This window comes from Nonomuraea sp. SBT364 (assembly GCF_001083785.1).
Classification (GTDB): Bacteria; Actinomycetota; Actinomycetes; order Streptosporangiales; family Streptosporangiaceae; genus Nonomuraea.
The window spans coordinates 16383-29035 of record NZ_LAVL01000109.1; the positions used below are offsets into that span (position 1 = coordinate 16383).

The 12653-nt window shown below is 72.7% G+C and carries 14 protein-coding genes; 10 read left to right on the forward strand and 4 right to left on the reverse strand.

The features are described 5' to 3' along the window. Nucleotides 1-3 precede the first annotated feature (3 nt). The 6 genes from ADY59_RS33420 (at nt 4) to ADY59_RS33445 (ending at nt 6088) form a co-directional block, all read left to right on the forward strand. Nucleotides 4-885, forward strand: a complete 882-nt coding sequence (locus ADY59_RS33420) for an NAD-dependent epimerase/dehydratase family protein (RefSeq protein WP_063780867.1) — start codon at nt 4-6, stop codon at nt 883-885. A 55-nt stretch (nt 886-940) separates the two neighbouring features. Further along, nucleotides 941-1603 carry a polysaccharide deacetylase family protein gene (locus ADY59_RS33425; RefSeq protein ID WP_049570800.1) on the forward strand — a complete coding sequence of 221 codons (663 nt, stop codon included), beginning with the start codon at nt 941-943 and terminating at the stop codon, nt 1601-1603. Beyond that, a complete protein-coding gene (locus tag ADY59_RS33430; RefSeq protein WP_049570801.1) occupies nt 1603-2511 on the forward strand; it encodes a glycosyltransferase family 2 protein in 909 nt (302 codons plus the stop codon). Before ADY59_RS33425 ends, ADY59_RS33430 begins: the two co-directional genes overlap by 1 nt. Further along, on the forward strand, nt 2508-3509 hold the full coding sequence (locus tag ADY59_RS33435) for a GNAT family N-acetyltransferase (RefSeq protein WP_231619013.1): 1002 nt from the start codon (nt 2508-2510) through the stop codon (nt 3507-3509). Before ADY59_RS33430 ends, ADY59_RS33435 begins: the two co-directional genes overlap by 4 nt. 85 nt (nt 3510-3594) lie before the next feature. Further along, a complete protein-coding gene (locus ADY59_RS33440) occupies nt 3595-4902 on the forward strand; it encodes a nucleotide sugar dehydrogenase (RefSeq protein WP_049570805.1) in 1308 nt (435 codons plus the stop codon). Further along, nucleotides 4892-6088, forward strand: a complete 1197-nt coding sequence (locus ADY59_RS33445; RefSeq protein ID WP_063780868.1) for a glycosyltransferase family 4 protein — start codon at nt 4892-4894, stop codon at nt 6086-6088. Before ADY59_RS33440 ends, ADY59_RS33445 begins: the two co-directional genes overlap by 11 nt. Here ADY59_RS33445 and ADY59_RS33450 read toward each other — a convergent pair. Beyond that, on the reverse strand, nt 6049-6897 hold the full coding sequence (locus ADY59_RS33450; protein ID WP_049570811.1) for a glycosyltransferase: 849 nt from the start codon (nt 6895-6897) through the stop codon (nt 6049-6051). The two genes, ADY59_RS33445 and ADY59_RS33450, sit on opposite strands and share 40 nt — an antisense overlap. Before the next feature lie 35 nt (nt 6898-6932). Here ADY59_RS33450 and ADY59_RS33455 point away from each other — a divergent pair, with 35 nt between their 5' ends. Together ADY59_RS33455 and ADY59_RS33460 are read left to right on the forward strand one after the other, a co-directional pair. After that, nucleotides 6933-7481, forward strand: coding sequence for a dTDP-4-dehydrorhamnose 3,5-epimerase family protein (locus ADY59_RS33455; protein ID WP_049570814.1), 549 nt, complete (start codon nt 6933-6935; stop codon nt 7479-7481). Between the two features lie 12 nt (nt 7482-7493). Further along, nucleotides 7494-8405, forward strand: a complete 912-nt coding sequence (locus ADY59_RS33460; protein WP_049570818.1) for a hypothetical protein — start codon at nt 7494-7496, stop codon at nt 8403-8405. Here ADY59_RS33460 and ADY59_RS33465 read toward each other — a convergent pair. Together ADY59_RS33465 and ADY59_RS33470 are read right to left on the reverse strand one after the other, a co-directional pair. Continuing rightward, nucleotides 8354-9643: an O-antigen ligase family protein gene (locus tag ADY59_RS33465; protein ID WP_053175418.1), complete on the reverse strand. Its 1290-nt coding sequence runs from the start codon at nt 9641-9643 to the stop codon at nt 8354-8356. The two genes, ADY59_RS33460 and ADY59_RS33465, sit on opposite strands and share 52 nt — an antisense overlap. A gap of 123 nt (nt 9644-9766) precedes the next feature. Further along, nucleotides 9767-10477: a hypothetical protein gene (locus ADY59_RS33470; RefSeq protein ID WP_049570819.1), complete on the reverse strand. Its 711-nt coding sequence runs from the start codon at nt 10475-10477 to the stop codon at nt 9767-9769. 145 nt (nt 10478-10622) lie between these two features. Here ADY59_RS33470 and ADY59_RS33475 point away from each other — a divergent pair, with 145 nt between their 5' ends. Both ADY59_RS33475 and ADY59_RS33480 read left to right on the forward strand, forming a co-directional pair. After that, nucleotides 10623-11507, forward strand: a complete 885-nt coding sequence (locus tag ADY59_RS33475) for a DUF6492 family protein (RefSeq protein ID WP_049570822.1) — start codon at nt 10623-10625, stop codon at nt 11505-11507. Further along, nucleotides 11504-12376 (forward strand): DUF6492 family protein, encoded by an 873-nt coding sequence (locus tag ADY59_RS33480; RefSeq protein WP_049570825.1) that lies wholly within the window; start codon nt 11504-11506, stop codon nt 12374-12376. Before ADY59_RS33475 ends, ADY59_RS33480 begins: the two co-directional genes overlap by 4 nt. On the opposite strand, the gene ADY59_RS52870 is transcribed toward ADY59_RS33480, so the two are convergent. Beyond that, nucleotides 12355-12653: hypothetical protein (locus tag ADY59_RS52870; protein ID WP_231619014.1), on the reverse strand; the 299-nt coding region annotated here is incomplete at its 5' end. The two genes, ADY59_RS33480 and ADY59_RS52870, sit on opposite strands and share 22 nt — an antisense overlap.

A 12653-nucleotide genomic window follows, 5' to 3' on the forward strand; every position in this document is an offset into this window, starting at 1 on the left:
GACATGTGGCAGGACACGCGGGTGCTGGTCACGGGAGCCACCGGGTTCATCGGCGCGCACCTGGTCAGCCGGCTGGAGGGGCTCGGCGCCCGGGTGCACGCGGTCAGCCGCCGCCCGCCGCGGGGTCCCGGGTGGCACCGGGCCGACCTGAGCGACCCCGCCGCCACCGCCGCGCTGGTCGCCGAGGTCGCCCCCGAGGTCGTCTTCCACCTGGCCAGTGAGGTCACCGGGGTGCGCGACCCGGCCGTGGTGGCGCCCACGCTGGCGGGCAACCTGGCCGCCGCCGTGAACCTGCTCACCGCGCTCACCGGCACGCCCGTGCGCAGCGTGGTGCTCGCCGGCTCGGTGGAGGAGCCGCGCGACGGCCTGCCGCCCGGCTCGCCGTACGCCGCGGCCAAGGCCGCCGCGACCGGCTACGCCCGGATGTTCCACGCGCTGTGGCAGGTGCCGGTCTCGGTGCTGCGGGTGGCGATGGTGTACGGGCCCGCACAGCCGGACACGGCCCGGCTGGTGCCGTACGTGACGCTGTCGCTGCTGCGCGGCCGGGAGCCGGAGCTGACGTCCGGGACCAGGATGGTGACCTGGGTGTACGTCGAGGACGTGGTGGACGCGTTCGTGCTGGCCGGGGAGAGCGGGAAGGCGGCCGGGGAGGTGCTCGACATCGGCACGGCCGAGCCGGTCTCCATCCGCGACACCGTGGAGCTGCTGGCCCGGGTGGTGGGCGGCGAGGCCCGGCCCAGGTTCGGGGCCGTGGACGCGCGGCCGCTCGACCGCGCGCAGCGCTCCGACATCGGGCCCGCCGAGCGGGTGCTCGGCTGGCGGCCGGTGACCGGGCTGGAGGAAGGGCTGCGCCGCACCGTCGCCTGGTACGCGAAGCACCTGTAACGGTCTAATCGGGTCCGCGATATCACTCCTGGCGGCTTTCTCACCAGGGGGCGGGATGCGGGCGGTAACCAACCTGACCGTGCACGGCATCGGGGAGGCGCCCCGCGAACTCGATCCGGGCGAGGATCAGACCTGGGTGAGTGTGACCCAGTTCGAGCAGGTGATGGACGCGGTGGCCGGACGGCCCGACGTGCGCGTCACGTTCGACGACGGCAACGCCTCCGACGTGGAGATCGCGCTGCCCCGGCTGGTGGAGCGCGGGCTGAAGGCCGAGTTCTTCGTGCTGGCCGGGATGCTCGGGGAGCCGGGCAGGCTCGACTCCGAGGGGGTGCGCGAGCTGCTCGGCGCGGGCATGCGGATCGGCTCGCACGGATGGGCGCACCGCGACTGGCGCACCCTGGACGCGCGGCAGGCGGCCGAGGAGCTGTCGGCGGCGCACCGGCTGCTCGGGCAGCTCACCGGGGAGCCGGTGTCGCGGGTGGCGATCCCGTTCGGCTCCTACGACCGCGACGTGCTGCGGCAACTGCGGCGGGCGGGCGTCACCCGGGCCTACACCAGCGACGGCGGCCGGGCGCGGGCCGACTCCTGGCTGCAGGCCCGCAACAGCCTGCGCGCCGACCTGGACGGCGGCTGGATCTCGCGGGTGCTCGGCGGCGGCCCGTCGCTGCCGCGCCGGGCGGCCAAGCTGGCCATGCGGCTGTACAAGCGGGTGCGTTGATGCCGAGGGTCGCCGTGGTGATCGTCACCTACAACAGCGCGGACGTGCTCGAAGGCTGCCTGGCGTCGCTGCCCGCCGGGGCCGAGGGCGTGGAGCTGGCCGACGTGGTGGTGGCGGACAACGCCTCCAAGGACGGCTCCACGGCCATCGCCGACCGGGCCGACCTGCCGGTCAAGGTGGTGCAGCTCGGGCGCAACGCCGGCTACGCGGCGGCGATCAACGCCGGGACGGCGGCGCTGGACCTGGACGAGCTCGACGCCGTGTACGTGCTCAACCCGGACTGCCGGCTGCGCCCCGGGTCGATCGCGCCGCTGGTGGCGTGCCTGGCCGAGCCCCGGACGGGGATCGTGGCGCCGTACATGGTCAATCCGGACGGGTCGCTGCAGCCGTCGCTGCGCCGGATGCCGACGGTGGGGCGGGCGGTGGTCGAGGCGGTGATCGGCGGCGACCGGGCCGGGCGGCTGGGCTCGCTGGGCGAGCTGGTGACCGACCCGCGCGACTACGCGCGCCCGGGGGCGTTCGCGTGGGTGACCGGGGCGGCGATGCTGCTCTCGCCCCGGATGGTGCGCGAGGTGGGCCCGTGGGACGAGTCGTTCCTGCTCTACAGCGAGGAGACGGACTACTGCCTGCGGGCCGCCGACCTGGGCTGGCGCACCTGGTACGAGCCCGCGTCGGTGATCGAGCACATCGGCGGCGACTCCGGCGTCAACCCGATGCTCGCGGCGATGCTGGTGGTCAACAAGGTGCGGCTGTATCGCCGCAGGCACGGCCCGCTGACGGGGACGGCGTACTTCCTGGCGGTGCTGGCGGGTGAGGCCGTCCGGGCGCTGGCGGGCCGCGCCGCCGTGCGGGCGGCCGTGACGGCGCTGCTGCGCCCGTCGCGCCGCACGACGGTGCTCCCCCAATGATGCGGGTGGTGGCGTTCGACCGGCTCGGCACGGCCGAACTGGACGCCTGGCACGCCATGCACACGGGCAACCCGGCGCTGGACAGCCCCTACTTCCACCCCGGATTCGCCGCCGCCGTGCACGCGAGCGGACGCGCCGTGCGGGTGGCCGTCGCGGCGGACGGGGCACTGGTGCCGCACCACCGCGAGGGCAGGACGCTGCGCCCGGTCGGCTGGCCGGGGGCGGACTTCCAGGGCCCGGTGCTGGCCGCCGGGACCGCGTTCCGGCCGCTGGACCTGCTCGGGGGCGGAGCCGCGGCGTACGCGTTCGACCACCTGCTCGACGGGACGCCGGGCTTCGAGCCGTGGGTGATCTCCCGCAGGCCGTCGCCGTACCTGGACGTGACCGGCGGGCTGGACGGCTACCTGGGCCGGGCGTCACGCAGCGGCAAGGACAACATGGCCCAGGCCCGCCGCAGGGCGAACAAGACGGCCCGCGAGCACGGCGAGCTCCGCTTCGAGGCCGACTCCACGGACGCCGCCTCGCTGGCGAGGGTCATCGAGCTGAAAAGGGCCCAGTACGCGGCCACCGGCGCCCAGGACTACTTCGCGGAGCCGGACCGGGTGCGCCTGCTGGAGAGCCTGCTGCGCACCCGCGACGGGTCGTTCGGCGGCGTGCTGTCGACGCTGCACGCGGGGCCCCGGCTGCTGGCCGCGCACTTCGGGCTGCGCGCGGGCGGGGTGCTGCACTGGTGGTTCCCGGTGTACGACCCGGAGTTCGCCCGGTTGTCGCCCGGCTGGATGCTGCTGCGTGAGCTGGTGGCGGCCGCCCCGGCGCTCGGCGTGACGCGCATCGACCTGGGCCGGGGCGAGGACGAGTACAAGCGGCGGGCCAAGACCGGCGAGACACAGGTGTGCCAGGGCGTGGTGACGCGGAACCCGGTGCGCCGGGCGGCCGCGTCGGCGGCGACCCGGGCGCGGACGTTCGTGAGAACTGTCCGTTCCCGGACACGCCAGTAACGTTCCAATCGGCATGCCCGACATATCCCTTGGAGGCGGGGGGAAAGATCGCTGCCCTCCACGGTCCAATCGGCGGAGGGCAGCTATGCGGATCAGCGTCTTCGGGCTCGGCTACGTGGGATGCGTGTCGGCGGCCTGCCTGGCCTCGATGGGCCACGAGGTCGTCGGCGTCGACGTCAACGCGGTCAAGGTGAATCTCATCAACAGCGGCCGCGCGCCGATCGTCGAGGAACGCATCGGCGAACTGGTGGAGAAGGCCGTGGCCGGCGGCAACCTGCGGGCCACCACGGACGCGGCCGAGGCGGTGGCCGCCAGCGACGTGTCGCTGGTGTGCGTCGGCACCCCGTCCGCGCCGAACGGCAGCCTGTCCACGACGTTCCTGGAGCGGGTCGCCGAGCAGATCGGGCGGGCGCTGCGGGAGCGGCACGTGGTGGTGTTCCGCAGCACGATGCTGCCGGGCACCTGTGCGGAGCTGCTGGTGCCGATCCTGGAGCTGGCCTCGGGGATGCGGGCCGGGGTGGACTTCGGGGTGGCGGTCAACCCGGAGTTCCTGCGCGAGGGCAGCAGCGTGCGCGACTTCTTCGCGCCGCCCAAGACGGTCATCGGCGAGTCCGACCCGGCCGCCGGGGACGTGGTGGCCGGGCTGTACGAGGGGCTGCCGGGCGAGGTGTTCAGGGTGCCGATCCCGATCGCCGAGATGACGAAATATGCGGATAACGCGTTCCACGCGGTGAAGATCTCGTTCGCCAACGAGCTGGGCGCGGTCTGCCAGGCGCTGGGGCTCGACTCGCACCAGGTCATGGACGTGTTCCTGGCGGACCGCAAGCTCAACATCAGCCCCGCCTACCTGCGGCCCGGGTTCGCCTTCGGCGGCTCGTGCCTGCCCAAGGACCTGCGCGGCCTCGTCTACGCCGCCAGGAAGGCGGACGTGGCGGTGCCGCTGCTGTCGCACGTGCTGCCCGCCAACGAGGCGCACCTGCAGCGGGCGTTCGACCTGGTGACCGCGCCGGGCAAGCGCAAGATCGGGCTGTTCGGGCTGTCGTTCAAGCCCGGCACCGACGACCTGCGCGAGAGCCCGCTGGTGGAACTGGCGGAACGGCTCCTGGGCAAGGGCTACGACCTGCGCATCTACGACGCCAACGTGTCGCTGTCGCGGCTGATGGGCGCCAACCGCGCCTACATCGCCGAACGGCTGCCGCACCTGGGCGACCTGCTCGGCGACTCGGTGGCGGACGTCCTGGAGCACGCGGAGGTGTGCGTGGTCGGGTGCACCGACGCCGCCGTGCTGGAAGCGGTGGAACGGGCGGACGGCAAGGCGGTCGTCGACCTCGTGCGGATGCCGGGCGCCGTGGCGCACCGGGACAGAAGGGATTACGCAGGCATTGGCTGGTAGAGCGCTCATCCTCGTCGAGAACCTGTCCGTGCCGCTCGACCGCCGGGTGTGGCAGGAGAGCACCGCCCTGCGTGAGGCCGGCTGGGAGGTGCACGTCATCTGCCCGCAGGGCGCCAAACAGGACACCGAGGCCGAGGCGGTGATCGACGGCATCCACATCCACCGCTACCCGCTGCGCGCCGCGACCGGCGGGCCCGCCGGCTACCTGCGCGAGTACGGCTCGGCGCTGTGGCACACCTTCCGGATCGCCAGGCGGCTCGGCCGCTTCGACGTGGTCCACGGCTGCAACCCGCCGGACCTGTTCTTCCTGGTCGCGCTGGCCATGCGGGGCAAGGGCACGCGGTTCGTGTTCGACCAGCACGACCTGGTGCCCGAGCTGTACCTGTCACGCTTCGGGCGTGGCCGGGACCGGCTCTACCGGGCCGTGTGCTGGCTGGAGCGGCGCACCTACCGGGCGGCCCACGTGGTGATCGCCACCAACGAGAGCTACCGGCAGGTCGCGCTGACACGCGGCGGCAAGCGGCCCGGCGAGGTGTTCGTGGTGCGCAGCGCCCCGGTGGTCGAGCGCTTCCACCAGGTGCCGCCGGACGAGTCGGTCCGGCGCGGCAAGCCGTACCTGCTGTGCTACCTGGGCGTCATGGGGCCGCAGGACGGCGTCGACTACGCGCTGCGCAGCCTGGCGAAGCTGCGTGACGAGCACGGGCGCGACGACTGGCACGCGGTGTTCGTGGGCGGCGGCGACACGTTCGACGCCATGGTGGCGCTCTCGCGGGAGCTGGGGCTGGGCGAGCAGGTGGAGTTCACCGGGCGGATCCCGGACGAGGACCTGATGCGTTACCTGTCCACGGCCGACGTGTGCCTGTCGCCCGATCCGCTCAACCCGCTCAACGACGTCTCCACGATGAACAAGGTCATGGAGTACATGGCGATGGCCCGGCCGATCGTCTCCTTCGAGCTGCGCGAGGCTCGGGTGTCGGCGGGCGAGGCGGCCGTGTACGCGCCGGCCGACGACGAGTCGGAGTTCGCCAAGCTGATCGCCCGGCTGCTGGACGACCCGGCCGAGCGGGAGCGGATGGGCGAGATCGGCAGGAAGCGCGTGGCGGGGCCGCTGTCGTGGGAGCACTCGAAGGCGGCGCTGCTCAAGGCCTACGACGCGGCCGTGGGTTCGCCCGCGGATTCACCGTGACGGCTGCTGGAGTCCGTACCCCAGCCCCTTCTGTCGCCGCGCAGCCGGGTGAGGAGGCGGTCGGCGGCCAGGACGGCGAGGTAGCAGGCCGCGTCGAGCGGGCTGATCGCCCCGGCCAGGAGCAGTCGGCGCAGGCTGCCCGCGTCCAGCCTGCGGGCGGGCCGGCCCAGCTCGGCGAGCTGCCGGTTGCCCTGCCGGACCCGGACCCGCCTGGCCAGGTGGGCGCGCACCGTGCGGGCGGGGCGGACCAGCGAGCGGGCCTCGGTCACCACGACGCGCTCGTCCCCGGCGAAGCAGCCGTCCACGTAGCCGTCGTCGGAGATCACGTCCGGCAGCGGGAAGACCCGGCGGTGCCCCTCGGCGGTGAGCACGTAGACGCCCACCCCGGCCAGCGCGCGGCCGGGGAGGATGAGGGCCTCGTGCACGAACAGCACCCGGCGGACCGGCCACCCGACGCCGGTCAGGTCCCAGGAGACCTCCGGCGCGCACGCCAGCACCCCCGGCCGACCGGCCGCCGAGACCAGCGCGCGCACCGACTCCGCGTCGAGCCGCACGTCGGCGTCCAGGTAGACGCGCGGGAACGTGCGGCAGGCGGCGTCACCCAGGCGCAGCGCGTGCGCCTTGCCCGGCGTCGCGGTCTCCAGCACCCGCACCCCGGGCCGGGCGGCCGCCCGCGCGGTGCCGTCGGAGCAGCCGTTGGCCACCACGATCACGTCGAACTCGCCGGGCTCGGCGGCGGACAGCAGCGTGTCGAGGCCGGAGGCGACGACCGCCTCCTCGTTGTGCGCCGGAATCACGACACTGACCATCGGCTTCATCACACCGCCTTGAGTGAGGACGACATATGCGAGTGGATCGGGGCGAGATCGAGGGCGTGCTGCTGTTCAGGCCCACGCCGCACCGGGACGGGCGCGGCCTGTTCACCCGGACGTTCGACGCCGCCGTGGCCGCCGGCGCTGGACTGACGCCGGAGGCGTTCATCCAGGACAGCCAGTCCAGGTCGCGCCGGGGCGTGATCCGCGGGCTGCACGGCCGGGGCGGGCACGGCGAGGCCAAGCTGGTGCGCTGCGCCCGTGGCGCGATCCACGACGTGCTGGTGGACGCCAGGCCCGGCTCGCCGACGTTCGGGCGGCAGATGGCGGTACGGCTGGACGACGAGGAGTTCGTCACCCTCTACGTGCCTCCGGGGCTGCTGCACGGCTTCCAGGCGCTCACCGAGCAGGCCGACACCTGCTACCGCATCGACCGCGAGCACGATCCGGCCGAGGATCTCGCGGTCCGCTACGACGATCCCGATCTGAAGGTAGCGTGGCCCCTGCCGGCCACCGAGGTCAGCGGGCGCGACCTGAGCGCGGGCTCGTGGGCCGAGCTGCTGCGCCGGCTCGGCGGCTGAGAGGTGGCGGCGATGCGCGTGCGGTTCGTGGCTGTGGCGGTTCTCGGGCTCGTGCTGGCGGGCTGTCAGGCGGCCCCGGCCGTGCGTCCGTCCTCGCCGTCGGCGGCGGCCCCGACCCCCACGCCAAGCATCCTGCGGCCCGACGGCAGCTCCTGCCCCGACCATCCCACCCCGGCCTGCACCGGCGCGCCCAAGGCGGTCAAGCTGACGCCGCTCGCGCTCAACCTGGACGGCGTGGCGTACCGCGTCAAGACGCCCGGCACCGTGCTCGACGGCGTGCACATCCCCGGCCCGCTGGTGATCCACGCCGACGACGTGACCATCAGGAACAGCGTGATCGACGGCCACGTCACCAACGCCGACGGCGACAAGTCCTTCAGCTTCTCCATCGCCGACACCACGGTCGGCACCACCAAGACGTGCGGCCCGCTGCCCGCCATCGGCCACGACAAGTACACCGCCAGCCGGGTGCTCGTCCAGGGCCACAGCGACGGGTTCCGCGTCTCCGGCGACGACGTGCGCATCAGCGACTCGTTCGTGAAGCTCTGCTCCAACCCCGGCGACCACTCCGACGGCATCCAGGCCTACGTCGGCGGCACCGGGCTGCTCTTCCACCACAACACCGTCGACCAGCGCGAGGCCAAGGACATCACCGCGCCGATCTTCCTGGTGGACGAGAAGTCGCGCGACGTCGTCGTGACCGACAACCTGGTCATGGGCGGCACGTTCAGCATCCAGGTGCGCAACGCCCGGGGCAAGCAGGTGGTGCGCGGCAACAAGCTCGTCGACAAGTCGTGGGTGTACGGGCCCGTCGACTCCGAGTGCGGCCGCAGCGAGTGGGAGGGCAACCAGCTGGTCACCATCGACGCGGACTATCGGGTCACCTCGATCGTCGGCCCGCTGCGCTGCGAGGGGGCGAGCTGATCGTCCTTGACCGCGCGCAGCAACGCCCCGGCGGCCCCGACCAGCATGAACGACAGCCCGGTCACCGTGGCGAACGACAGCAGGTCGAAGGTGAACGACCCCACCAGCGGCACCACCAGGCAGGCGGCGACGGTGAGCCCGAGATCCCGGGTGCCGGGGTCGGCGCTCAGATACCGCGCCCGCAGCGCCGCGTAGAACGCCACCACGAACAGCGCGGCGAAGGCCACCGTGCCGATCAGCCCGGTCTCCACCATGGACAGGATGTACTGGTTGTCGAAGATCTGGTGCTTGGGCGCGTACCAGGTGCCGAGGCCCCGGCCCAGCCAGAAGTGCCTGCCGATCTCGTGGGCGGCCACCGCGTAGTCGTGCGTCCGATACTGGATGCTCTCGTCGTTGGACAGGTTGGAGAACAGCCCGAGGATGGCTCCCAGCAGCTCGGGCACGGTGAGCCAGATGACGACGAGGAACCCGCCGCCCACCGCCGCCGCCTCCAGCCGCCGCCGCGCCGACCAGCCCGCGAACAGCACCAGCCCGACCGCCCCCAGGCTCAGCATGGCCGAGCGTGACACCGAGAACATCAGCCCGAGCCCGATCAGCAGCGCGCACGCCCACCACCGCAGCGACGGCTGCGCGCGCATCCGCGCCTTCGTCGCCAGGTGCACCGCCAGCGGCAGCAGCATCGCCGTCGTCACGCCGAACTCGATCGGATGCCCGGTCGTCGCCGCCACCCGGCGCAGATCGGCCCGTTCCAGCACGAACGAGTCGCCCTCCGAGGTGTAACGCAGGATCGGCAGCTCCAGGAACCTGGTCAGGTCCCAGTGCAGCAGGAACTGGAAGGCCGCGATCACCGAGATCACCGCGCCGCCGACGACCAGCGTCTTGAGCACGAAGTCCAGCCGCCGGTAGCCGCGCACCCCGTCGCACATGGTCAGCCCGATCCCGACGGAAGCGATCGCCAGCACGAACGCGTGGTCGGTCAGGTTGAGCTCGTCGGAGTCCATGTAGCCCCAGGTCGAGAACCCGTAGGTGGCGACCATGGCGGTGAAGTAGGCGAACAGCGCGGTCCGCACCGGGTTGCGGCCCTTGGCCACGCCGAGCGTGAGCGTGAGCTGCGCGCACAGCCAGAGCAGCGCCGCCGCCAGGCTGATGACGTTGGCCGGGGTCAGCGACAGCGGCAGGTACTTGAGCACCAGCCGCGCCGGCACGATGAGCAGCGCCACGGCGAAGATGGCCGCCACGGTCGCCCCGTCAGCCCTCCCGGCGACCGGAGGCCGTCCCCCCAGCAGACCGCCACCCGGAGTGAGACCGCCCGGAGTGAGACCGCCCGGAGTGAGGCCCTCAGGCAGGCGGGTCGCCACGCCTCAGGCTCCCTTCCTGGCCGTGACCAGCTCCCGGGCCTCGCCGGCGGGCCCAGGGCCGGGCCGCCGGCGGCGCAGGCGGCCGGAGACGCTCTCCGCCGCGAACGACGCGCACAGGGCCGCGATCAGGCCGAGCCCGAGCGCCGCCGCCGCCGAGCGGAGCTTCCTGCCCTGCTGCGGCACCGGCGTGGTCGGCGGCACCGCCTCGCTCATCGTGATGTACGTCTCCTTCGGCGCCTGGACCTGCCGCTGCCGCTTGTCCAGCTCACGTTTGGTCCGGTCCAGGACCTTCAGGGTGATCGCCGTCGCCGCCTCCGGCGTGAGGCTCTCCCCCTCCACGAACACCAGAGGCCCGGTGGCCAGCGACTCCAGGTTGTTGGTCCCGTTCGTGACCGCGTACTTGGTGTCGCCCTCGGCCGTGCCCATGTCGGCGACCATGTCCGGCGTGCTCATCGCGCTGATCAGCATCGAGGCCGCCACGCTGAGCCCGTGGTCGAAGTTGAGCAGCGGGTTCACCCGGGGGATCGGCTGGTCCGGATGGGGCGGGAGCACCCCGCCGCTGGTCGGCGCGGTCAGCACCAGGACCGCGCTGGTCGTGTACGTCGTCGGCACCGTCGAGTACGCGTAGAAGGCCCCGCCGACCGCCACCGCGAACGCCGGTAACGCGACAAACCACCGCCGCAACAGGACGAGGATGGTCCCCCAGAAATCCACGCGCCCTCCCCTGCGAGTCTCGCCTCATGCATGTCGCGCCGACCGGGGTGGAGCGTTACACGAATGCCTGTAACACCGCGATCCGCCGACCGATATGGCTTACAGGGCGTTTCAACCCGCGCCGGGGGACTGGAGATCGACCTTCATGAGCGAACTGGCCGTCGTCACGCCTACCTATGGTCCCGACGCCGAACTCTTCGCCCATCTGCATCGGTCCGTCCTGGAACACACCTCGGGCGACACCGTGCACCACGTGATCGTGCCGCCCGCCGACCGGTCCCTGTTCGCCCGGTACGCGGGCCCGCGCTGCCGGCTGTGGACGTACCCGGAGATCCTGCCCCGCCACGTCGTGCACGTGCCGGGGACGAACCTGTGGGTGAACACGCGGCGGCCGTGGCCGCCGCTGCGGGGCTGGGTGGTGCAGCAGGCCGTCAAGATCGCCGTCACGGCGCTGCTCGACGCGCGCGTCGTGCTCGTCGCCGACTCCGACGTGGTCCTGGTGCGGCGCGCCCTGCCCGAGCATTTCACCCGCGACGGCCGGGTGACGCTCTTCCGCGCCGACGACGGCGTGCACGCCGGCATGACCGACCACGTCGTCTGGCACCGGGCGGCCCGCGAGCTGCTCGGGCTGCCCCCGGCCGTCACGCTGCCGCAGCCCGACTACATCAGCTCGCTGGCCGTCTGGGAGCCGGCCGTGGTGCGGGCCATGCAGGAGCGCGTCGCCGAGGCGACCGGGCGCGACTGGCTCGCCGCTTTCACGTCGCACCTGCAGGTGTCGGAGTTCATCGTGTACGGCGTGTTCGTGGACGAAGTGCTGAAGGCGTCGCCGCCGGTCGACACCACGATCTGCCACAACCGATGGGAACGCACACCCCTGGACCCGGCCGCCGCCGTCGCCTTCGCCGACCGGCTGGACCCTCGCGCGATCGGCATGATGATCTCCGCGAAGTCGCGTACGCCGATGGCGGCCCGGCTGGCGGCGATCCAGCGGTGCGCCCAGGTCACCGGACTCGATGGGAGCCATCCTTGAGCACGCTGGCGGTCATCACCCCGTCATACGCCCCCGATGCCGAACTGTTCGCACTGCTGCACCGATCCGTACTCGAGAACACCTCCGACGACACCATCCACCACGTCTTCGTGCCGCCCGGCGACCAGGAGGCGTTCGCGCGCTTCCAGGGGCCGCGCTGCCACGTGTGGGTCCGGTCCGAGCTGCTGCCCCGGCGCTACCTGCGGGTGCCCACGACCGACCTGTACGTCAACTACCGGCGGCCGTGGCCGCCGCTGCGCGGCTGGGTCATGCAGCAGACCGTCAAGATCGCCGCCGCCGACCTGATCGACGCCGACGCCATGCTCATCGTCGACTCCGACGCCGTCCTGGTACGGCCGGCCGGCGTCGAGTCGTTCAGCGTGGACGGGCGGCTCTGCCTCTACCGGCTGGAGAACGGCGTCACGGCCGAGATGGAGCGGCACGTAATGTGGCACCAGGTGGCGCGCAAGCTGCTCGGCCTGCCGCCAGCGCCGCCGCCTCCGCTGCCCGACTACGTGACAGCGCTGACGTACTGGGACCCGGCGATCGTGCGGGCCATGCAGCGGCGCATCTCCGAGGTGACCGGGCGGGACTGGATCGACGCGTTCAACTCCCAGCTGCACATCTCGGAGTTCATCCTGTACGGGGTGTTCGTGGACGAGGTGCTGAAGGCGTCACCGCCGGTCAACACCACCATCTGCCACCTGAGCTACAACCATGAGCCGTGGGACGAGGCCACCGCCGTCGCCTTCGCCGACCGCCTCGGCCCGCAGGCGGTCGGGATGATGATTTCCGCCAAGTCCCACACGCCGATGGAGTCCCGGCTGGCGGCGATCCGGCGGTGCGCTCAGGTGGTCGAGTCGAGCTGATCGTCGCGGGGGACGATCACCTCGATCGGCCCCGTGTCGTCCTCGGCCCGGCCCTCGTCGGAGTCCAGCTCCGCCACGGTCATCGGGAACACCGGCGCCGCGGCGGCACGCGTCCCGTTGCGCACCGCCCGGAACTCCACGGTCCCCGTCACGTCCTCCGGAGAACTCGACGCGGCCGCTCCCCCGGGCCGCACCCCGGAGGCGACCCGGGCCGGGGGCCGCGTCGAGTTCTCCGGAGGACGTGACGGGGACCGTGGAGTTCCGGGCGGTGCGCAAC